The 21,855-nt window shown below is 41.5% G+C and carries 19 protein-coding genes; 12 read left to right on the top strand and 7 right to left on the bottom strand.

What is annotated here, in order from left to right; translation table 11 throughout:
• Positions 1–79: 79 nt before the first annotated feature.
• Positions 80–469, bottom strand: coding sequence for a hypothetical protein (locus MHI25_RS19950; protein ID WP_076127262.1), 390 nt, complete (start codon positions 467–469; stop codon positions 80–82).
• Between the two features lie 275 nt (positions 470–744).
• Here MHI25_RS19950 and MHI25_RS19945 point away from each other — a divergent pair, with 275 nt between their 5' ends.
• Both MHI25_RS19945 and MHI25_RS19940 read left to right on the top strand, forming a co-directional pair.
• Positions 745–1,134, top strand: coding sequence for a BlaI/MecI/CopY family transcriptional regulator (locus MHI25_RS19945; protein WP_076143756.1), 390 nt, complete (start codon positions 745–747; stop codon positions 1,132–1,134).
• The gene (locus tag MHI25_RS19940) at positions 1,134–2,963 is read left to right on the top strand and encodes a M56 family metallopeptidase (protein ID WP_340394059.1); all 1,830 of its coding nucleotides are present in this window, start codon (positions 1,134–1,136) and stop codon (positions 2,961–2,963) included. The genes MHI25_RS19945 and MHI25_RS19940 overlap by 1 nt, the downstream gene beginning before the upstream one ends.
• A 671-nt stretch (positions 2,964–3,634) precedes the next feature.
• Here the strand turns inward: MHI25_RS19940 and MHI25_RS19935 are convergent.
• Entirely contained in the window at positions 3,635–4,261 is a 627-nt protein-coding gene (locus MHI25_RS19935) for a glycoside hydrolase domain-containing protein (RefSeq protein WP_076190697.1), read from the bottom strand.
• Positions 4,262–4,515: 254 nt separating this feature from the next.
• Between MHI25_RS19935 and MHI25_RS19930 the strand changes: the two genes are divergently transcribed.
• Entirely contained in the window at positions 4,516–5,634 is a 1,119-nt protein-coding gene (locus tag MHI25_RS19930; protein WP_340394058.1) for a copper amine oxidase N-terminal domain-containing protein, read from the top strand.
• A gap of 77 nt (positions 5,635–5,711) precedes the next feature.
• Here the strand turns inward: MHI25_RS19930 and MHI25_RS19925 are convergent, their stop codons facing one another.
• Complete coding sequence (locus MHI25_RS19925) at positions 5,712–6,266, bottom strand: XRE family transcriptional regulator (protein ID WP_076127257.1); 555 nt, start codon at positions 6,264–6,266, stop codon at positions 5,712–5,714.
• Positions 6,267–6,380: 114 nt separating this feature from the next.
• Here MHI25_RS19925 and MHI25_RS19920 point away from each other — a divergent pair, with 114 nt between their 5' ends.
• The gene (locus MHI25_RS19920; protein ID WP_340394056.1) at positions 6,381–6,962 is read left to right on the top strand and encodes a LysE family transporter; all 582 of its coding nucleotides are present in this window, start codon (positions 6,381–6,383) and stop codon (positions 6,960–6,962) included.
• Between the two features lie 17 nt (positions 6,963–6,979).
• Here MHI25_RS19920 and MHI25_RS19915 read toward each other — a convergent pair whose 3' ends face one another.
• On the bottom strand, positions 6,980–7,969 hold the full coding sequence (locus MHI25_RS19915) for a ketoacyl-ACP synthase III (protein ID WP_076127253.1): 990 nt from the start codon (positions 7,967–7,969) through the stop codon (positions 6,980–6,982).
• A gap of 435 nt (positions 7,970–8,404) precedes the next feature.
• Here MHI25_RS19915 and MHI25_RS19910 point away from each other — a divergent pair, with 435 nt between their 5' ends.
• Positions 8,405–9,070 carry a CAP domain-containing protein gene (locus MHI25_RS19910; protein ID WP_081383225.1) on the top strand — a complete coding sequence of 222 codons (666 nt, stop codon included), beginning with the start codon at positions 8,405–8,407 and terminating at the stop codon, positions 9,068–9,070.
• Between the two features lie 424 nt (positions 9,071–9,494).
• Here MHI25_RS19910 and MHI25_RS19905 read toward each other — a convergent pair whose 3' ends face one another.
• From MHI25_RS19905 to MHI25_RS19895, 3 genes are all read right to left on the bottom strand, one after another.
• The gene (locus tag MHI25_RS19905; RefSeq protein WP_076217872.1) at positions 9,495–10,601 is read right to left on the bottom strand and encodes an endospore germination permease; all 1,107 of its coding nucleotides are present in this window, start codon (positions 10,599–10,601) and stop codon (positions 9,495–9,497) included.
• A gap of 268 nt (positions 10,602–10,869) precedes the next feature.
• On the bottom strand, positions 10,870–12,039 hold the full coding sequence (locus MHI25_RS19900) for a Ger(x)C family spore germination protein (RefSeq protein WP_179088771.1): 1,170 nt from the start codon (positions 12,037–12,039) through the stop codon (positions 10,870–10,872).
• Positions 12,040–12,044: 5 nt separating this feature from the next.
• The gene (locus MHI25_RS19895) at positions 12,045–13,625 is read right to left on the bottom strand and encodes a spore germination protein (RefSeq protein ID WP_340394055.1); all 1,581 of its coding nucleotides are present in this window, start codon (positions 13,623–13,625) and stop codon (positions 12,045–12,047) included.
• A 336-nt stretch (positions 13,626–13,961) separates the two neighbouring features.
• On the opposite strand from MHI25_RS19895, the gene MHI25_RS19890 reads away from it, so the two are divergent.
• From MHI25_RS19890 to hcp, 7 genes are all read left to right on the top strand, one after another.
• Positions 13,962–15,176, top strand: a complete 1,215-nt coding sequence (locus MHI25_RS19890; protein ID WP_340394053.1) for an MFS transporter — start codon at positions 13,962–13,964, stop codon at positions 15,174–15,176.
• Between the two features lie 129 nt (positions 15,177–15,305).
• Positions 15,306–16,031: a LytTR family DNA-binding domain-containing protein gene (locus MHI25_RS19885; protein ID WP_076190714.1), complete on the top strand. Its 726-nt coding sequence runs from the start codon at positions 15,306–15,308 to the stop codon at positions 16,029–16,031.
• Positions 16,032–17,354: a GHKL domain-containing protein gene (locus MHI25_RS19880; RefSeq protein ID WP_340394051.1), complete on the top strand. Its 1,323-nt coding sequence runs from the start codon at positions 16,032–16,034 to the stop codon at positions 17,352–17,354.
• 110 nt (positions 17,355–17,464) lie between these two features.
• Positions 17,465–18,073, top strand: a complete 609-nt coding sequence (locus MHI25_RS19875) for a CPBP family intramembrane glutamic endopeptidase (RefSeq protein ID WP_076190720.1) — start codon at positions 17,465–17,467, stop codon at positions 18,071–18,073.
• A 201-nt stretch (positions 18,074–18,274) separates the two neighbouring features.
• Positions 18,275–18,832: a cysteine hydrolase family protein gene (locus MHI25_RS19870; RefSeq protein ID WP_076127240.1), complete on the top strand. Its 558-nt coding sequence runs from the start codon at positions 18,275–18,277 to the stop codon at positions 18,830–18,832.
• Positions 18,833–19,020: 188 nt separating this feature from the next.
• The gene (locus tag MHI25_RS19865) at positions 19,021–20,421 is read left to right on the top strand and encodes an MFS transporter (RefSeq protein WP_340394049.1); all 1,401 of its coding nucleotides are present in this window, start codon (positions 19,021–19,023) and stop codon (positions 20,419–20,421) included.
• A gap of 93 nt (positions 20,422–20,514) precedes the next feature.
• Positions 20,515–21,807, top strand: a complete 1,293-nt coding sequence (hcp, locus tag MHI25_RS19860; protein WP_340395696.1) for a hydroxylamine reductase — start codon at positions 20,515–20,517, stop codon at positions 21,805–21,807.
• Positions 21,808–21,855: the final 48 nt, after the last annotated feature.

Here is a 21,855-nt window from a genome sequence, read left to right as displayed (position 1 = left end):
CCTTAGTTAGTACTAAAGGATGGCTTGTTTTTACATTTGTATGATGACCATGCCTATTTTTAGATTGAGTTTCCAAATTTTAATCTTCCTTTTCTTTACTTAACAGATCAGCTAGCTCAACCGAATTCTTATTTCTTAAATCCAGCATCTTTTCGCTATTGCTAGCTTTAATCAGGAAACCATCTTTCGTTTTAAAATCCATATAAAGGCTGAATCCGGCCACCTTTGAATTAGCGTAAGTAACAGTCATTCGATAAGTCGGTTCACCCACATCAACAGACCCGCGTACTTTTTTTACAGTTCTTATAGCATCTTCGAAGATTTGAAGGCTTTCACGGTCAGTATAAGTAATTTCTGTTGTTTCGGATGCAAGATTGACACTTACGATCTTTTGCGTGGGTCTGACTAATACAAATAATAAAATTAGTAAAATTATCAGTGAAAATGATAGAATACTAAATTTTTTCATAACCTGCCTCCTTACTTAAGAATAATGCAGACCAATCACTTAGTTTCCAAAATAGTTATAAATTTCAGCTGAGTGTGCGTTGGTTATCTCATTGTTGGAATCTTATAAAAATTCCTAGGGTTCTATTTATTATTTGCTACTGGACTTGTGAAACCTTTATTAAAATAATAAACGTCTAAGAATGTATACATATTTTAGAAATAATGTGCTTGATTTTTAATTACACATTTGTATAATGAATGTATTACACAAATGTATAACAAGGAGAAATATGGATGAATAACAAAATCAAACGCTTGCCAGATGCTGAACTGGAAATTATGCTGGTGATTTGGAGAGCCGAGAGTTGGGTTAGCTCCTCTTATATTTTGAATCAACTGGGGGATAAACGTAAGTGGGCGCTTGCTACTTTGATGACAGTGCTGTCACGGCTGGTTGAAAAGGGCTTTCTATCTTGCGAAAAAGAAGGGCGGAGCAACCGTTATCTCGCTGCAATTTCTGAGACAGATTATAAAGAGAGCGAAGGGAAGTCTACGCTTGAAAAGCTGTTTGGCAACTCTGTGCAGGATATGGTGATGTCCTTATACAACGGGAAGGCGATTGATAAAAGCGATCTTGCTGAGTTGCGGGAACTGCTCGATAGAGTAGATAAGGAGGAATCCTGATGATAACAGGTCTTTTTACAGATTTTCTGGTTATTTCTGTGACCCTTAGTTTAGTTATTATCGGCTTAATCACATTAACTCCCTTGTTAAGAAAACATTATTCGGCTAAGTTGAGCTATTGGATATGGTTGATCCTAACCTTGCGATTATTGTTGCCATTCAACTTTTCCTTTACCAATCCTCCTGTGGCGATTCAGCTACCCGAAGGTCAGGCCATAGCAACTGTCTTTCAAAGCTCAGTGTCCCAGAATTTGCAGGCGGATACGCCAGTAATCTCTCAGCCGGTCCAGACAGGGGATGTAAGCCATATCCCTTCTAGAATTAATATTTTAGCTTACATCTGGGTTACTGGCGCTGTGCTTTTTTTAGGGTATCATTTGCTGAGTTATTTCTTTTTCAGGAAACAGGTGTTACGTTGGAGCAGCCCTCTTCAGAGAGAGGATATGTTCTCCAAGCTCAAACAAGTCGCTAAAGAAATGCATGTAACAACCGCCATTCCGGTTCTGATAAGCAGTAAAGTTCCGAATCCGATGCTAATGGGTTTTTACAAGCCAACACTATTCTTGCCGCATGATCAATATAGTGACGAAGAGCTGGAGTTTATCTTAAAACATGAGCTGGTCCATTACAAAAGGCATGACATCATATATAAGCTACTGCTACTGATTGTGCAGGCACTGCATTGGTTTAATCCATTGGTCTGGTTCATGGCACGCGAAGCTGTCCGCGAAATTGAAATTTATTGTGATGACACCGTTGTACGTAAGCAAAATGCGGCATATCGAAAGAAATACTGCGAAGCCATTTTATCGGTTATGCAAAGTAATGCTACTCGGCATGTAGCTTTATCAACGAATTTTGCAGGAGGAAAACACTCGATGAAGCAGCGATTTGGCAGTATTTTAAATATGAAAGAAAAACGAAATGGAGTAGGCGCATTTCTTGCGGTCTTAATGGTGGTTGGTGTAACAGCAGTGCTAGCAGCCTGTACCAACCTAACCGGTCAATCTACAGATACGGCGGCGCTCAAACCAGGTACTATCTATTCCTACAGCTCTAGTGGCGAACAAGTGGTTGTGCATGACGCTGGGAATGCGTATTCCATGGACGAGGATGGTAATGTCTCTGTCTCCTATCTGAAAGGGGAGATCCAAGCGCAAACGCCTTTAAAACTTGATACGACTGGAACAGAAATGGGGATGGGGAGAGCGGATACCGGATTTTATATCTCCGAGGACAAAACTGCAATTGTATATGGATTTGCGGATGGTAAAGAATCCCCTCTACATGTATTAATCAGTGATGACATGGGGAAATCGTGGAATAACTACAACATTGCAGGTGCAAAGGGTTATGACGCCAAGTTCATCGGGTTTACCGACAAACAAAATGGATGGATCGTCTCCGGAGGTTCTGCAGGCGTGGGACGCTCATTAAATTATGTATACCAGACCTCTGACGGCGGGAAGACATGGACGGAGCTTGGAAATCCTAACGATTTATACGCGGAAAGTTTAGCCGGGGCAGGGTTTTCTAACAAGGATATCGGATTCTTAGGGTTCAGATATTATGAAGATAATGGGCCAGTTATTTATTGGACCAAAGATAAGGGACAGTCATGGGAAAAGCTCGTGGTATCCCTTCCGGAAACCTTTAATGAATATCAAAAAACGCCGCTTTCACCTATTTTTAATGGAAAAGAAGGATTGTATCCTATTCTGCTCAGCAAAGAGGGCAACACTGTAGGTACCATCTATCTGTCGAGTAAGGACAACGGCCTGAAGTGGACGTATGATCCAGCATATGATCAAATGAGCGATTCTAAATAGGAGCAAGTGGAGCAGGGGGGGATCTACAAAGATCTCGCCCCTTTTTTATACGGAGAGCGGAGGAATTTAATATGTAGCGGCTTTTAATTGTATTTTGTACAGCTATTTTCGCTCGAAAAACTCGCTCATGAAGATAGTTGTATTTTGTACAGCTATTTTTTAGTTTTTTGCCGCTAAAGCTGATAACTGTGATTTTTAATTGTATAGAATACAGTTAAAGTGAGAAGTTAGCCTTTTACAGACGAAATAAGTGTATAGAGTGCAGTTATCTCATAGGTTGCATAAAGTTACAGCGATAAAATATACAGGGAGAGGATAGCGGAAGCAAGCTGCTGTCAGTGAAGAAAGCAAGCTGCTATCAGTGAGGAAAGCGAGTTGCTGTCAGTGTGGAATGGATGCTCGATCGTAATTCGGCTGGGAATTGGAAAATTCTGCGTATTTTTCTCCGAGGGTTGCCCAAAGAAGACATTAAAATCGGATAGCTACGATTTATGATTATCTGCTTAAACAAACCGCTACAAACCAAAAACACCAGGCAGAGCTTCTCCATTAATCGGATAATCCATGCCTGGTTGTCTTTTTACTATTTTTATAATAACGAGATTTTATTTAAATCTATCATCATCTGCTTTTGTATAACGCCGCCTCGTCACCGATAAAAGTCGAATAAATTACTTTTTCCAGCCTCCACCGCTATGTGAGGAGGACTCTACATAGTCTACGTTGATTTTGCCAGTGCTTGTTCCTACCTCAGTGTTGAAATTATATTGTCGCAGGTTCCAATCCTCGAAGGTTCCCTGCCAGTCATTATCTACGATGAAGGTGTAACGTGTTGTGGCGGAATTAGTGCCTCGAATATGAGAGCAGACTGCTCGTGATCCGTAGATACCCATTTTATAACCTTTGGAATTTTTAGTACTGCTGTCTAGCACTGATTTTATGCCTTGAAAATAAGGTACTATATTGTTTGTGATTTCGGTAGAGGTCATATCGCGGTCTATCGCAAAATAAATCGGAGTGCTGCTGGTTTGTCCCAAATCACTTGCTAATCCTACAGCCGTTTCAGCATCTTTAACCCCATTGGCTTTCGTAAAATGATCGAGCGATTTGCTGATTTGATAAAGGGATATGATATATAATCCCCCATCTGAAATCCGTGTAATCTCAGCTGAGGTGAGACCATCCTGGTATCCTTCGACGCGATTCAAATATCGGCAAACGAATGTGAATTTATTATTTTTAAGTGTAGTTAATCTTGCTGCTGTTACATTTGTAGCTGTATCACAACCTAAAGCCATTGTAATTGCCTTCTTTCAATTTTTTTGTTTAAGGTTTGGCGCCAACCTTCCTATCAATTTATGAGAAAACTTTCACAGATTCTTGGGGGAACAACGAAATGAGAGAAAAAGAGGCAGATGAGAGGATGAATAGAAGGAGAGACTTTGATCTTATAATTTACTATTATTGTTAACTTCTAGGAACCTTTGGAATTAAACTGCGTCTATACCCTATGAAGAATTTATGATTTTCTAACATGGAGGTTGATCAAGATATGGATAAAAGATGGTTGCTAGCGCCAATACTTGTTGCATCATTGCTTGCTGCTCCAGTTGCGAATGCGGCATTGCCCGCTTACTTCACTTTCATTATGGATGGAGGCGGGAAAGGTACGAGCGCTGCACTAGTAAAGGATGGGATTACTTATGTTTCAGCCAGTCACTGGGAAGCGGCAGGACTTAAGGTTGTATGGGATAAATCGCATCAAAGAGCGGAGTTTACTGGATGGGGAAAAAAGATAGCCGTTCGTATTGGAAGTAAACAGGGGGTCCTTGATGGTAAATTGGTAAGTGTAGAAGGTGTTCCTTTTGAAATTAATGGTCAACTCTATGTACCTGCCCGTTTTCTTGTAAATTCATTAGGAGGAACAACGGTCAGCTGGGATGCGACGAAGAGGATATATACAGCAACTGGGCTATTGAACTATGCTGATGCCAGCGCACAATTTGCTGGATCTACTTATACAGTGGATAAAAAAACAGGGGGGTTATATCTAACAGATTCCGCAGGACAAACTCGCTTGCTAACGAACCTTGGTTCGCAGTTATTCGATGCTGTTCAATTCGATTTTCAGAAGACGCCGAAAGGTCTAATCTATCTAACCGTAACAGATGTTTACGGAGAACCACATATCAATAATAAATGGTATACGATGATTATTAAGGATGGAATGGTCATTCGCCACGCAAGTGTAGGATATCATCTTCGTTATGGTGACAATGTGAAAATAGCTGGCGATCAGCTCCTGCTTACCGATGGGAAAATATTACGATTAATTGAAGATGGAACAGGGAACGTAACGGAGACGATTAATCTGAACACCCTAGGTGGTAATTCGGATAATTATTTAGTGGAGGGAATGGACGAGGATTTTCTGCTGATTCGGTCCAATCAGCAAGGTTTCCTCATGATGATAGATCGTAAAACAGGTGCCAAAACATTGTTGTACAAGGCACTTCTTGACGTAGAGCAGCAAAAATATGCCGAAACAAACGACCTTCCTTTTTTTGGAGACAATCTGAAATTCCTGAAAAGAGAAGGGGATGCCCTGCTTTTTAATAATGAATATGCAAAAGACGGTAAGGTTTATAAGTTAATGCTGGACGGTTCATAATGGGGAGGCTGAGCGTTATCTCCGCAGGTTATCATAGTAAGATTTGATCCCAAGGTTTAAGAACCTTGGTTTTTTTGCTAACTAGAATAATATAAGATCATGCTTAAACGGGTCAATGATTGTCCTGGATTATAATATACATGGGGTTTGTCTGCGTTAAACGTGATAGAATCACCAGATTTTAATAGATATTCATTATCATTGACACGCAAAGACAATTCACCATCAAATACAGTGATTAATTCTTCAGTTCCTTCCATATGTGGATTGGCATCAAGGTATCCACCTTTGTCTATCTCAACTGTATAACCCTCAAATCGTTTGCTTTCATCAAATGGGAAAGATGGGTACACCCGATATTTTCCGTTGTCTTCAAGCAGTGGTTGAATTTCATTTCTTAATACGACTCTTGTGTCAGGCTTTGGGTAATCTATCAGCGCAGAAAATGAAGTTTTTAATCCATTGGCGATTTTCCAAATGGTTGTAATGGTAGGTGCCGATTCGCCTCTTTCGATTTGACCAATCATTGTTTTGCTTACTCCTGTTAATTCAGCCACCTTTTCCAGGCTTAAATCTTTACTTCTTCTAATCTTTTTTATATTCTCCGCAATGATTTGATTTATCTCTTCCACGGTAATTCTCCTAATCCTATTTACTTTATAACGACCAGGATATACAATAAAACGCACATAAGGACGTTATAGCGTCTGATTAATACATTATAACATACAACGAGGTGGAATTCAGTGATTGTTTCTTTGTTTTTATATGCATTTGTGGCTAGCTTTACTCCGGGACCCAATAACATTATGGCAATGACTTTTGCAAACCAGTTTGGTTTACGAAAAACAATGAGATTTTGTTTAGGAGTGGGCACAGGTTTTTTCGTGATTATATTGTTATGTTGCTATTTTAATATACTTCTGATCAATTTTATCCCTAAGATTGAATCTATTATGGCTGTGATAGGCGGAGTCTACATGTTTTATTTAGCATTTAAAATTATTACAAGTAAACATCAAGAAAGTGATGGAAGTGGCGATAAACACAACAGTTTTATTGCGGGTATGCTTTTACAATTTATTAATCCTAAAGGGATATTATATGGAATCACAGTTACATCTACATTTATTCTTACCTCTCATTCTTCCTATTTTAGCTTATTGAGTTACCCTATAGTCTTAGCATTCATCGGTTTTATGGGCACTTTTAGTTGGTGTTTATGTGGTTCTCTTTTCAAAAAAATGATATCTAAATATAGAAGTCAATTTAATATACTGATGGGATTGTTGTTGGTGTATTGTGGAGTTTCGATAGTGATAGGATGAATGAATGGAGCCTCATGTCAATAACGCCATAACATTGAACCGGCTTGATAACCTGACCCCAATGTCCAAAATAATAAGTTGTCGCCACGTTTGATCAAACCATGTTCAATAGCACAATATAAGGCCAGAAAGGGACTGCTTGTGCCTGTATAGCCATATTCGTCGGCTACATAAATAATTTTATGTTGATCCAGGTTCAGCTTAGCTTGAAGTAATTTAATATTAGCCAATGTAAATTGTGAAAAACAAAAAACTTGTATATCCTCGAATGTTAGGTGATGTTTGTTTAATAATTCAACAATAGATGCTTCCGCAAATCGTACACTGTCTATTCCGCTGAATCTCCCCCAGTGTAAGTAGCGGTGTTCAGCCCCATCACGCAAAGACTTAGCCAATCCTTGAGCGGGGTACACAATTTCTTCTGTAAAACGGCTGTCCGAAAGATACCTTACGTCAATTAATCCACTCTCTGAATGATCTTTTTCTAAAATGAGGGCTACGGCGGCATCGCCAAAAATTGAATATGTTATTGGATGTGAAGGATCAGCCCATAAATTTAAAAAATCCGAACCGATAACCAACGCTCTATCTCTATCAGGATCATCGTATAAAGTACGAGCAGCCTGTTCAACCGCAATAAACATTCCTATACAATTACCATTTAAGTCATAGCAAAGCGTATCATCTTTACCTTTGATAGCTTTGTGAATAAGCAATGAATTCGTAGGTGATAAATATTCCGGAGTTGAGCTGGAAAAAAGAATCAGGTCTATATCTGCAGATTTCAATGATGCAGCATCAATTGCCTGTTGAGCGGCATTAATCGCCATCGTCAACGAGTTCTCCTTCGTTCCTTCAATAACATGGCGGTTTTTTCTGCCTGTCTTTTTAAGAATCCGCTTAATATCTATACCTTGCTTTTGAAAATGGTCAATAAAATATTGGTTGTTAATCACTCTTTCAGGACAATAAATGGAGACTTGTTTTATCGAGATACCTTCTAACATAGCATGATCACTCCTTGTAATAATTTTGCAATCACATTACATTAAGTAATCTAAAAGTATCTATTTACCTAACAAAGCCTGCTTATTTCTATAAGCTTGTTTGTCCAAATCTTATTTGATGTTATACTTTATGATCTTAACAAAGCATAACATTAATTAGTAAAAAATTCTATAAATTACTATAAATGTAACTATATCGACGCATCTAAAATATCCACTAAGATTAAGTCCACAGCAACCATGTTGCGAGTGGACTTTTTTGCTTTTTATATTTTTGAATTAGAGATGAATAAATCAGGGGTACTTTACAAAAACTTTATTCGATTAAGTCACTACTTTGCCAAATCAGGAGGGGTTCTAATTAAACCATTTATCGTAATAGTAGCGCTATTACTCGTTACTGCTTGTTCGGGTAATAACTCGGCCAACAACCAAATGACAACTCAACAAACGAAGGTTGACAATCATGCTCGTAAAACTGCCTCAAGTTCAACTTTAACGCAAGCATCTTCCATTTCCACGGAGAATGCAGGGAATACAACAATTAAGACTAAACAAGTTCCTGGCGATGTAACGAAATGGCTGGATGGGTTCATCCGTACCAATCCACCTACAGGAAGCACAACAGATCAAACAACGTATCCGCAGCAGTCGGCGAAACCACAATATTCTGCAAATCCGCAACATTCTGCTGTCCCACAGAAGTCTGCAAATCCACAACCATCCACCAATACATCCCAATCGGTACAGCAAGTATTGGATTTGGTGAATAAAGAAAGAACGAATGCAGGCTTGAAGCCTCTTAGCTTAAATAGCGAACTTTCGAAAATGGCTTTGGCTAAAGCGCAGGATATGTATGACAATAACTATTTTGACCATCAGTCTCCTACGTATGGATCTCCGTTTGATATGATGAAAGCATTCGGGATCTCATACAATTCAGCAGGGGAAAATATCGCCAAAGGTCAGTCGAGCGCAGAAGAAGTAATGAACCAATGGATGAACAGTCCTGGTCATCGTGCCAATATCCTGAATAGTAGCTTTACAGAAATTGGAATAGGTTACTATAACAGCGAGTGGGTTCAAGAATTTATTGGTTAGAGCGAGTAACGTAATAAACTTAACAGGGGTGTCCTAATAAGCTAAAAGTGGCTGTTGGGCATCCCTACTTTGCTTCGTTTGATCCAATAACACTTGCACAGACCAAGCCCATCGGACACAGCTGACCTTAAACGTGTCATGGGTCTACATTTTGCATCCTAGCGGACTGTATAGCAGCTATTCCCATAAAAAAACACTCAATATGAGTCTTTTTATATGAGATAGCGTCAGTGGAGTCCTAAACTCTGCTCCACAGGCCAAAAAATTGCAAATAACGTCCTCTGGGTCCAGAAATCTCAGAATCTTCAATCGCGATGGCAAGCAATTATGTTGAGCAATACTTTTGCTGGCGGGCTGGATCCAAGAAAAGAAGAAGCTGAAGTCTGCGAAATGAGATAGGGGAATTGAATCCGTTTAGAACGGGTTATTTTTTGTGTTGATTTATATGATAACGAATAAAAGTGACCAATAGAATCAGAAGAAACGGCAGGATGTAAGCTAGGTTAGTGAGCAAGGGCCATGTAGTATTCACGATTTTCTCAAGCTCAGACTCCTGTGTGTAAGTCGTTACAGATAACAGCAGGCAGACAAAAGCAAGTGGGAAAACAATTAAACGTTCATCCTTCAATCTCAGAAGCTCCTTTAGTACTTTAATAAGAATAAGCAGCAGGATAGAAGCCTTGAAATAGAACCCGATAATGAGTGAAAAACCAATCACGGATTCGATTCTTTCAATGGTTTCCTGAAAATAAATGAGTCTCGCCAACTGATATAATGAATATTTCAAGCTGCCGGACAGTGGTCCCAATACCATAATACTGCTAATGACAGAAGCAATTAACGTCAGGGCATTGATGATGAGTGCAAGATACATCTGTTTTCCCAGTTTAGAATTGTCTTCTTTACGTACGAACGGTAAAATCATCGAAAAAACGATAAGCTCGGAATAGGGAAAGCCATAGACTACATATGCAGCACTTAGGATAGGCCTAAATCCATCAGGCATGATGGGCAGTAGGTACTCGGGATGATACAACCCTGCTACGAGTATCCAGACTAAGATGATAAATCCGAACATTAGTGACATTAGGACGGCTGCCATGCGGGCAATCACTTCAATTCCAGCTAGAGCTGTCATCGCAATCGTTATAAAAAACATGGTGTTTACTGCGTAAGTGGGCGTTTCTTTTAACATCGTGCTTTTGAAAAAGGTTCCGATCTCAATTACAATTCCAGCGACATTCCAAAACAGTACACAAGTGAAAGGAATCAGGAGGACGAGGGTCAGTCCGTTTCCAAGTACGGAGCGGCTTTGCTCCACAAGCGAAAGATCTGGCGCTCGTCGGTTCAAATATAGAATACCGGAAAGCAGAGCCATTCCTATGGCCGAGGCGATTAAGAGGGATATCCAGGCTCCGTTGCCAGCAAAGTTAGTTAGTGACGCAGGGACGATAACGATTGAGGAACCGGTCATAAAGAAGAGAAACAGCATGGACATTTGGATCGAACTAACACGTTCTTGCTTATTCATACGTTCCTCCTCATTCTTTAAGCTTATGAAATGGCAGGGTTGATCCAATGGACGATGTGCTCAGCTGGAGCCGTGAATAAATTGAAGATGGAATCTAAATTGGGCCATGGCTTAGCTGCAATAAAGATAAATCCGAGATAAAGTACGGGTAGTAATAATACTCCATAAACTACTCGATCGCGGATGGAGGCTTGTCTAAACCTTGGGATGTCATGGGCTAGCATAGCGGAAGCTAATAAGAGAACGCAGATTATTTTTCCCACCATAGCTACTTCTCCTTTGTTCCAAATATTGTGCCTGAGTTCATTCCAGTGCTTAACACTTTGACATCAACGTTGATATCGAACTGAGTCTGGGCGAATGTATCCTTCCATTGAGGCTCTAGTTGTTTCCACAGCTGCGGATTTTTCCGGTAAATCTGATTGCCAATTCCGAGTGCGTCGATCTTTTTTGTTTTCAAAAACTTGGTTGCGTGCTCAACCTGTTGTTCAACCTGAGTTATGATACGCTGCTCAAAAAGCTTCATGTCCTTATTGTTTTTTAAATGTGAGCAACGTAATTCTCCGATCATTCCTTCAATAGCAATTTTTACACCGACGGACACAGAACCATTTTTTACGATTGGAGTAAGCGTACTGTTGAAGGTAAGCACTTCAAGCGTTTCTTTTTTCCGAAGCGGTACTTCGGTCTCATCCGGGCAAGGAAATTCTAGTACTCCATAGATATATCTATCCGTCAGCATCATGAATGCTTCGGTATCCTTCTCCTTTAGAATGTCAATCATTTTACCGTCATGAATTACAGCCAGCCCAGATATCAATGGTTTATGATCCAAACTGGTCTTATGCAGGTAAGGGATGATGGAAGTATTGGAGGGGCTACACATTTGTATAGCCAGCTCATAGAGAGGAATCTTGGAAGTTTTTGCGGCATATAGAGCACCGCTCGTCTCCATTCTCTTATACTGTTGACCAATGGTCTGCTCGATAAACGGGTTGATATCTAAAAATGGTGCCGCAGATTGCTCAGCGATGAGAGGAAGAACGGTACCACGCGGTTCTTGATCCCTGGAGAAAAAATCAAGTACCTCCCGGATGTTCGTGGTTCTGGCTAGTTGCTCCCCGATTAATATGACACGCATATGATCCCATTTGGCTTTTCGACCAAATTTTGCCGGGATCTCCCTTATTGCTTCAAAAAAGGTTTCTCCACTCGTAACGATATTAATTCCCTTGGACGCTGGATCCCCTGCTTGTCCCATTTCTATTTTGGTGGAAGGATTATAGAAATGTGTCGTGATTACAATCCGATTGTCTTCGCTTTGGTCAATGGCGACCGCCTGCACATACCCATACTCGTCCAATTCTTTATTATCCCAGCATCCGCTAGTTAGAGTGAGTACAAGAAGGGAAATTAGTATGGTAGTAAGCCGCTTCACTATATCTACTTCCTTCCCGAAGTCTTTTTATATAGGTGTCGATTCCGTGGTGAATGAAGCAGCAGTCTTCTCGGAAGTAGAAAAATAGAATCACGTACTCTTTTAAGATCTAACGGAGCTAACGAGTCTAAATACGGTTCTCCTAAAGAGCGCAAGGTAGCCAGATGGAGATAAATTAGAATAAAACCGACCATGATGCCAAGTCCTCCGAATGTTGCCGCGAGAATCATTAAGGGAAACCGTAAAATCCGCAGCGCAATTGCCATATTGTATTGTGGTAGCGCAAATGAGGCAATGCCCGTCAAAGCGACGACAATGACCATGACCGGAGAGGCAATCTGCGATTGAATAGCAGCTTGTCCAATGACCAAAGCCCCAACGATACTGACGGCCGATCCAATCGGTCTGGGTAAGCGTATGCCCGCCTCTCTCAATAGCTCAAAGAAAAACTCCATGATCAAAGCTTCAACCATAGCCGGAAAGGGGATTCCTTCGCGTGTGTTTAGAATAGCAAGCAGCAGAACCGTGGGAATTAGTTCGGAATGGAAGTTGGATAAGGCAATATAGGTACTGGGTAACAGCAGGGCGATGATGAAGGCAGCGACCCTAATCAGTCTTATCAATGATGAAAAAATAGTCCGGTAGTAATAATCTTCGCTATTCGTAAAAAACTCCATGAAATTCCCGGGACAGATCAGAATGGAAGGACTTCCGTTAACCATAGCAATAATCTTTCCGTCTAGCAGTGCTGTTATAGCTGTATCCGGTCGTTCTGTATAGCGGACTTGTGGAAATGGTGAGTAGAGCGAATCACCGATCCACTCTTCGAGATAGGAGACGTCAAGAATTTCTTCCTGATCAATACTTGCTATCCGTTGTTTGAATTGATTTAATGTTTCTGGTTTGACTACTCCATCCAGATAACCATAGGACAACGTTCTTTGAACCTGCTTACCAGAGGTAAAGAACTCGAACTTAAGATTAGTAGATTTCAGCAAACTACGAATAACACCTACATTACGCTCCAAGCTTTCTATAAAGCTGACGTGGGGACCTTGAACAGTAGGCTCTGAAATGGGCTCAGAGGTTTGGCGCTGTTCTACATCGAAGGCATAATAGGCAACGGCTTTTTGCCAACCTGTAAAGAAAAGGACAACTTTCCCATCAAGAATCCCCTTAATGGCTTGACCGATATTGTCCATTAATTCAAGCAGCGGTGATGAAACACCATTTTTTTCAAAATAGGAGATGACATCTTCAACGGTCACGTCCAAGGTGGGACCCAGCTCATGCGGAACTAAATTCTGCAAGACATCTTTAAAATAATTTGTAGGGTCAGACTTAGTAAGTGTATTGAAATAGACGGATGAGGCTTCATACTTAAGATCCGGGCCATAATGCCATGGAATAACCTTTAGGTCCGAACAATTCGCAAAACAATTATTAATAATCTGTAAGTTGTCTTCGAGAGACGCAGAGATAGCATGGGAAAAAAGATCCTTCATTGAAAGCTCATTTTCGGCTTCCAATTGAGGGTGCACCTTAGGATTAGACGGAGGTGTCTTGGCGTTAAAAAATTTCCGCATGCAATTCTCCTTAAATAAATGAGATGTTAAGTGATTTTTATCTTCTCCCTTATTTAGGAATTTATTCGGAAGATAGAGATAGATCAAATTTTTCGTAAAAAGAACAATTGGAACTGGCTCAGGGAAGAGATGCGATGTTATAATGAACATAATTTTTTCCAGGAGGTGCTCCTTGTGACCCATTCCATTCGTTTATGGTAATCAGTGGTGCAAGACAAGTGGACTCATTCATTTTTTTGAGATATGGAAATGAGTTTATTTGTGATGTGCCTGTTTCAGTGTGCCTATGCTCATGGAATGAGTTTATTTAAGTTTTTAATCAAAGGAGATGACCTTATGCAAATACAATGGGAAAAAGCCTTCGCCCTTATTTTTAGCGGACAGATTTTCTCGATTCTCACGAGTTCGATGGTTCAATTCGCGGTGATCTGGCACTTGACGGAATCGACAGGGTCAGCGGCAGTTTTGATGATTGCTGGGTTGGCAGCGTTTTTGCCGCAAGCGGTCTTGGGTCCTTTTGTAGGGGTCTGGCTGGACCGTTGGAATCGTAAAATAACGATGATTATTGCTGATAGCGCAATTGCGCTCTTCAGTCTGATATTAGGTATTTATTTCATGTGGGGGGAACCGGGACTTGGCTTTGTGTATGTCATTCTGAGCTTGCGTTCGGCGGCATCAGCCTTTCATGCTCCGGCTTTTCAGGCGGCTGTACCGTTGATTGCACCTGAAGAAGAATTGACAAGAGTCGCGGGCTGGCAGCAGATGGTGTTCTCTTTCTCGAATGTAATGGGTCCTGCACTTGGGATAGCGGTTTACTCGGCAACTTCGCTCGGGGCAGTATTACTACTCGATGTGGCCGGGGCTTTGATTGCGAATCTGATGCTGTTCATGGTGAAGATCCATCAGCCTAAAGTGCAGTCTTCAGCTGCGCCGTCTTTCGTTCAAGAATTCCGTTTGGGTTGGAACGCACTCATTCAAGCGAAACCCATTGTGTTGATTACGGGGGCTACTGCGGTGTTTAGTATCGCATTTATGCCGTTAGCGACACTGTTTCCTTATATGACATTGTCTCATTTTGGCCGTGGAGGATACAGTGCCAGCCTGGTGGAAGCGGTGTTCAGCATCGGGATGATTTTAGGTGGTCTGCTATTGTCGATGTTCTCATCTAAATGGAGCGACATTAGCTATATGAGCGTAGGTCTGCTAGTCATCGGTCTTACCTGTGTGATCAGTGGTTTGATTGGTCCGAATGCATTTGTGATCTTTGCCATTCTCTCGTTCTTGATGGGCAGTGCGGCACCCTTCTTCAACGGTCCCTTCATGGCGATGATCCAACGTTCTTTTGAACCCGAGATGCTTGGGCGTGTCATTTCACTCGTGACCAGCATTATGATGTTGTCTTCGCCAATTGGGCTGCTGTTGGCAGGACCTGTGGTGGATCGATACGGTGTGCAGCTATGGTTCCTCGGTTCAGGAATTGTGGTGATGCTGACCGCTCTGTTTATTTTCATCCAGTTTCGGCGGCTGGCGTCCGCTCTTCCGATGAATTGACTAGGGTAGAAACTTCCCTGTAAAAAAGAGTTTATAGGCCGGTCCGAGAGGATCGGCTTATTGGCGGTTCTTCATATTTTTTCAAATTATAATATGATAGAATTACGTTCACTTGGAGGGATACATAATATGAATCTTCACATTGCAATCTGTGACGATCAGAGGCAAGATGCCTCGCGATTGGAAGAATTACTCATGAAGCAGATAACCAGCCTGCAAGGGATGACTGCCTCTATTGAGATTTTTGAATCAGGCCAAACCCTGCTTCAGGCAATGACGACTACCGCATACGATATAGTTTATCTGGATATGGAGATGCCCGAGTATAACGGTATAGAAGTCGCAGAGAAGATCCGGCTCAAAGATGCCAGGGTATTAATTATCTATGTCACCAGCCATACAAGTTATATGAGAAGAAGCTTTGCGGTTCATCCCTTTCGCTATTTACTGAAACCCATTGATGAACATGAACTGCAGACCGCCACAGTCAAAGCCATTCAGCAATGCATGCAAAGAAACAACGTGCTGTCATTCTCAATCCATCATATGAGCTATAATTTAAGGGTAGATGATATTATGTATATCACGGTAGAACGAGGCAAAAAATTGGTCCTTTGTACTGAACAAGGGACTTACTCGTATTATGGCAAACTGAGAGAGTTGGAAGGACAGCTGGGATCACATGATTTTTGTCGCGTACATACGGGATTCCTGGTAAATTGGCTGTATGTTCGTTCTTTAAGCAAAGAACTTATTCAGCTGAAGAACGGGGTGGAGCTTCCCGTCAGCCGCAGTAGAAGCTCTGATTCTTTACGGTCATACCATGCCTTTATAGAAAAGAGGCTCTTAAGATAAATGTCTTTCATCCGGGAGATTAGTCCTTACTTTTTTGGTGTATTTATGCTCGTCCTTATATATGTCCCGCAAGGGGTCACATTTTATATTTTTCTCAAGAAATTCCTGATCCTGAGCAGGAGCAAACAGTCATTTATAGGTTGTCTTATTATCTTTTATATAATTAAATCGCTTACCGCTGCTAGCTTACCTCTAGTTGATTCGGTCATCCTTCACCTGCTTGTGTATAGTCTGATTACTATTTTTTATTTCCGCGGCAGTGTGCTACAAAAGCTGTTCTTTAGCAGTTTCTATACAGTGTTTACGGTGGTTATTGAGATGCTGGTATGGTCTGGGATTCAGCATATCCCACTCAATGCCGAGGGAATAGATACAGTTAATTTCTGGTGGTTATCTTTTGCTTTCCTATTTGTTGTTTTGCTAAGCATCATGTTATGTCTGCTATTGCTGCGATTGTTCAAAGTGGATACCACAACGTTACTGTCGAATCAGGATTGGGCTGTGCTGAATCTTGTTTCGGCGGGTTCTTTGCTTATTATTATTGTGAATCTGAGACATTCCAGTGATAAACCTTTTGATATTCCGTTTGATTTTGTATTCATCCTGCTTGGGATTCTTGTAATTAATGTGGCTGTAATGTTTATATATCAAAAGTTAATGAAACGGATGCAAATAGAATTGCATAATCATGTGCTTCAGCAGCAAGTGAAGGATTACACGAGTAAACTGAAAGATAATCAGGAAGCACAGCGTTTGCGGCATGATCTGAACCATGTGTTGATCCTTATTCATTCTCTGCTGGATGAAGGAGCTGTACAAGAAGCCAAGCGATATATTGCGGAGCTTGCTTCGACACAGGAGGCAGGAGAAAAGTATATTTCTTCTGGAAATATAGCTATTGATGCCATCTATAATGAGAAGTTCGCCAAAGCCGAGCTACATCAAGTTACAATGCAATCTCATTTTCGCATCCCGCAGGACCTGTCACTTGCAGGCAAAGAGGTTGAAATTGCAATTATTTTAGGCAATGCATTAGATAATGCAATCGAAGGGGTTCAGAGATTACCAGAGTCAGAGCAGAATGTTATTGAGCTGGAAGTGATTTATAGCGACGGGTTATTGGTGATTTCTTTAAAGAATCAAGCATCTCTGCTTACAGAGGACGGGCAGGGCTCTTTTTTGTCCAGCAAGCGGAACTTTGGGCGTAGAGGGTTCGGAATCGAAAGCATTGAGTATGCGGTTCAACAGCTTCAAGGAAGCGTCAGTTTCAGATATGAGAATGGGCAGTTCATGATGTTGGCGGTATTACCACTGCCTGAGTAGCAATCCGCAACCAACTACTCCACCTAACCTGCAAGTTACGGTCTCTTTCCGCTGGTAAGCAGCGGTCCATGATATATTGAGGCTGTTCTTATTAAAGGGAGGGTATTCCGTTGACATTGTCATTGCTCATCAGTGCAGTCCTTCAGCTCATCTTATTCAGCATCATTCCTTATACATACTGGTTTTTTACAAGCAGAACAACTTCATCCTTTGCCATGTGGATTGGCTGGAAGAAACCCCAATTGCTTTCTAGGAAGCAGTTCATACTATGGTTTATACTTACCATGACTATATTCACCAGCCTGGGAATGCTTACAGCAATCTATATGCTGGATAAGAATACTTTGGCCAGCTCACAGTTTTATGGTACAGGTCTTAAAGGTTTGATTCCGGCATTGATTTATTCTTGGTTGCAGACTAGCTTGTCCGAAGAGATTCTGTTCCGCGGTTTCATTGGTAAACGGTTAAGTTCGAAATTCGGATTCGGAATTGGAAACTGTGCTCAAGCTTTATTATTTGGTGTCGTACATGCTGTGCTGTTATACAGCAGTTCCGGATTATTGAATTCTGCTGTTGTAATGATTCTTACAGGTTTTGTGGGTTGGAGCATCGGAATGTTGGATGAGAAATTATCCGGCGGTTCGATCATTCCAGGTTGGGTTCTGCACGGGCTGACTAATCTGATTTCCACCATTTTTATGATGTATCAATGGATGTAGCAATCAAAGTTTTTAGAGAGTACATTTTAAAAATATGGTAAACTAAAAAAGTCTTAAATTATAAGATTAAAGTTTATATACCATTTTTATTGGGAGGTAGATATTATGAAAAACAATGTCAGCTTGCAAAATGATATGGGGATAACGTTTAACTGATCAAGCGTGTTGACGTTTCCCCACCATTCGAAAGGGGAAAATCATTTGAATCAGGTATTATTAATCATCGATGCACAACAAGAATTAATGGATGGAAACGAAAAGGAAAGTGCAGTATTCAATAAAGAGCAGCTTATCCGGAATATTAATAAAGTGATTGAACAAGCAAAAGAAGCCGATGTCGAAGTTGTGTTCGTTAGGGATCTAGATGTCGCTGAAGGAACAGGTACAGGCTTTCAAGTTCACAATGAAATCAACAGGTCTGCAAATGCCAAAATCTTTGATAAGCTGGCAACGAATTCTTTTCACGGAACTGAGCTGCTACAATATCTGAAAGATCAGCAGATTGAGCATGTGGTGATTATGGGATGTAAAACTCAACACTGCATCGATACTGCGGTTCGGACGGCTACGGTTAGCGGCATGGATGTTACATTGGTCGGAGATGGTCATTCTACAACGGACAATGATGTTTTAAGTGCAGAACAAATCATCAAGCATCACAATAAAACATTACATGGGCACTACAATGTCGAACATTTTTCTATGGTCAGAAGTTCCGAAGAAGATTTGTTTCGCCCAACGCATGACTCTTATAGATAATAATTCAGTGGCGGCACTTAAATGTGCCGCTTTTTGCTGTTTCGCAGGACCTCTGATTTTCCTCACCTATACTGATAGACATATTCGCCTAAACCATTTCCATCCCATCTTTATGGGATTGTTCTTGCAAGGGATCTACTTATAATTGTTAGTAATTCTTAAACAATATGAGTAGGGACGGGATCAACATGATGGCAGCAAAAGATATAGAGTTTAAAAGCACACACGGGCAGCGGCTGGGAATGATGGCGGCTATTTGTATGGGGGCGTTTATTTCCCATTTTACAGCTGGAATTGTGAATGTGTCGCTTCCTTTTATTGTGAATTATTTTCAGACAGAGCTTGGGAAGGGATTATGGATCACAACAGGTTATCTGCTAGTGATTACGGCTCTTCTTCCTGTTATGGGGAAACTAGGCGACCGTTATGGTTTTCGCCGGATTCACAATCTTGGATTTATTATTTTTACTGTTGGTTCTGTCCTAGTCGCTTTTTCACCTAATCTGCCAATATTGCTAACGCTCAGAGTTGTACAAGGAGTAGGAGCTGCAATGTTTCAAGCAACTAATATTGCACTCATTACCATTCATATGCCGAAAGAGCAAAGAGGTCGTGCACTCGGAATTTTAAGTACAGCTGTCGCGCTGGGCGGGATGACGGGACCTATAGCGGGAGGTTTGATTGCAGAGTGGCTGAGCTGGAAATGGTTGTTTTTAATCCATGTTCCTGTGGCGATTGTGGCTACAATTATGGCATATCGGTACATACCGAACCGTGTGCAAGAGCGCAAGCCGGGTGCTGTCAGCTTCGTGGGGGCCAGCTTGTTTATGGCATTCATCACCTTGGTTCTTCTCGTAATAACAAATGGGAGCAAATGGGGCTGGGTGTCCGTGCGGACAATGACAAGTTTGGTGGGGGTTTCCTTGTTGTTGATTACTTTTCTATTCTGGGAGCGGAAGCAAAAGAATCCTTTTCTACCCTTACAAGCATTGGAAATTCCAACTGTAGCGGGAGGCTTGATCGTTAGCTGTGCCTCTTTTATTTTATCTAATACATTGCTTGTCCTCATTCCATTTTATTTGATGGGGGCGTCGGCTCCGTTCTCGTCATCTACGACAGGATATATTATGGCGGCTTATCCCATTGCCTTGGCGTTTGCAGGTCCTCTCGCAGGCTACTGCTCCGACCGTTATGGCTCTCATCGTCTGATGCTTATGGGACTGAGCTGCATGGGAAGCGGGTTTATCTTGTTACTGGTGTATTTAGATCATATACCGATTTATGGAATCGCGGCGATTCTATCTCTTATTGGCCTTGGTATGGGGCTCATTGCCTCTCCTAATAATAGCTTCATTATGCAGCAGACACCTCGGGAACACGTGGGTTCGATTGGCGGATTAATTGCTTTAACAAGAAATGCGGGTATGGTCTTTGGCTCAGCACTTGGACTTGGTGTGATGAGTGGAGAGACAGGACAAGGGAGTCAGTTGCAGGCGTTCAAATTGGTTTTTGAGATTAATATTTTCATTTGTTTAAGCGTTATTGTATTAATGGTTGTTATAAATAGAAGGACATTTAAATCTGCTTGATCTAAAAAAATGTGTGTGTAATCACAACTCAAGCTTTGGTGTTCTGTTACGTTGGAAGTAACGAATGATTATCTAGATATGGAGGATAACGATATGTTTTGTTACCAATGTGAACAGACACCGAATGGCGGATGCACCGTTGTAGGGGTATGTGGCAAAAATGAAACCATTGCGAGTTTGCAGGATACGATGATTTTTGCATTAAAAGGAATTGCAGCGTATGCGACACATGCCCGGCAGCTAGGATATAGCGATCCCGAGGTGGATCGTATCACCCACGAAGCTTTGTATATGACGTTGACCAATTCCAACTTTAATACACAGGAACATTTGGAGATGGCGATGAAGGTCGGGGATGCGGCGGTTCGCATCATGGATGTACTGGATCGTGCGCATACGGACCGCTTTGGCATTCCGCAACCGATCACAGTCAGTCAGAACAAAATTGAAGGTCAATGTATTGTTGTAACAGGACATAATTTATATGCGCTGGAGGAATTACTGCGGCAGACAGAGGGGAAAGGCATCAACATTTATACCCACTCAGAAATGCTGCCTGCGCATGGATATCCTGCACTCAAAAAGTATAAGCATCTGAAAGGCAACATCGGCAAAGCATGGTATGATCAGCGTAGATTGTTCGAGAAGTTTCCCGGTGCAATTCTTGCTACCACAAACTGTGTAATGCCGATTAAAGGCACGTATGCAGACCGCTTTTTCTCATATGAAGTAGCGGGGCTGGAAGGTGTAGAGAAAATAACGGGCGACGATTTCTCCCCATTAATTAATCGTGCGTTGTCCCTACCTGCGGCTGATGTAGAGTCAGATCTGGTACTTACGACCGGATATCATCATGAAACTGTAATCGGGTTAGCACCAGAGATCATTCAAGCTGTCAAAGACGGGCATATCCGCCGGTTTTTCGTCATTGCTGGCTGTGATGCGCCAGGTACTGGCGGGAATTACTACCGTGAGTTGGCGACTTCCTTACCGAACGATACTGTCATTTTAACGACTTCTTGCGGAAAGTTCCGCTTTAATGACGTAGATTATGGCACCGTTGGAGACACCGGTATTCCGCGTTACATTGACCTTGGGCAATGTAATAATTCCGGTTCTACAGTGAAGATTGCCATGGCTCTGGCTGAGGCATTTGAGTGTACGGTGAACGAACTGCCTGTCAGCATCGTGCTATCTTGGTTTGAGCAAAAAGCAGTAGCCATTCTGCTAGGCTTGTTCAGTCTCGGCATTCAGGACATTCGCATCGGACCAAAGCCACCCGAGTTCATTTCAGCAGGTGTACTGGATGTTCTGGTAGAGCTTTTTGGATTGAAGCTAATTACTACTGCTGAAGAAGATATGAACGCGATGTTGGCGTTGTCGTAGAGTGAAAATCAAAGGTTGCCGCCCGGAAGGGATTGGCAGCCTTTTTTT

The sequence above is a fragment of the Paenibacillus sp. FSL E2-0177 genome, from assembly GCF_037992975.1.
In the GTDB taxonomy this organism is placed as follows: domain Bacteria; phylum Bacillota; class Bacilli; order Paenibacillales; family Paenibacillaceae; genus Paenibacillus_AQ; species Paenibacillus_AQ odorifer.
The sequence above is the reverse complement of the archived record's forward strand: the minus strand, read 5'-3'. Positions and strand labels throughout refer to the sequence as shown.

Coding starts and splice junctions, on each gene's coding strand:
- MHI25_RS19950 (WP_076127262.1), bottom strand. CDS start 469: ATGAAAAAATTTAGTATTCTATCATTTTCACTGATAATTTTACTAATT.
- MHI25_RS19885 (WP_076190714.1), top strand. CDS start 15,306: ATGAATCTTCACATTGCAATCTGTGACGATCAGAGGCAAGATGCCTCG.
- MHI25_RS19940 (WP_340394059.1), top strand. CDS start 1,134: ATGATAACAGGTCTTTTTACAGATTTTCTGGTTATTTCTGTGACCCTT.
- MHI25_RS19905 (WP_076217872.1), bottom strand. CDS start 10,601: ATGAATAAGCAAGAACGTGTTAGTTCGATCCAAATGTCCATGCTGTTT.
- MHI25_RS19865 (WP_340394049.1), top strand. CDS start 19,021: ATGATGGCAGCAAAAGATATAGAGTTTAAAAGCACACACGGGCAGCGG.
- MHI25_RS19915 (WP_076127253.1), bottom strand. CDS start 7,969: ATGTTAGAAGGTATCTCGATAAAACAAGTCTCCATTTATTGTCCTGAA.
- MHI25_RS19930 (WP_340394058.1), top strand. CDS start 4,516: ATGGATAAAAGATGGTTGCTAGCGCCAATACTTGTTGCATCATTGCTT.
- MHI25_RS19935 (WP_076190697.1), bottom strand. CDS start 4,261: ATGGCTTTAGGTTGTGATACAGCTACAAATGTAACAGCAGCAAGATTA.
- MHI25_RS19880 (WP_340394051.1), top strand. CDS start 16,032: ATGTCTTTCATCCGGGAGATTAGTCCTTACTTTTTTGGTGTATTTATG.
- MHI25_RS19895 (WP_340394055.1), bottom strand. CDS start 13,625: ATGCGGAAATTTTTTAACGCCAAGACACCTCCGTCTAATCCTAAGGTG.
- MHI25_RS19945 (WP_076143756.1), top strand. CDS start 745: ATGAATAACAAAATCAAACGCTTGCCAGATGCTGAACTGGAAATTATG.
- hcp (WP_340395696.1), top strand. CDS start 20,515: ATGTTTTGTTACCAATGTGAACAGACACCGAATGGCGGATGCACCGTT.
- MHI25_RS19890 (WP_340394053.1), top strand. CDS start 13,962: ATGCAAATACAATGGGAAAAAGCCTTCGCCCTTATTTTTAGCGGACAG.
- MHI25_RS19910 (WP_081383225.1), top strand. CDS start 8,405: ATGACAACTCAACAAACGAAGGTTGACAATCATGCTCGTAAAACTGCC.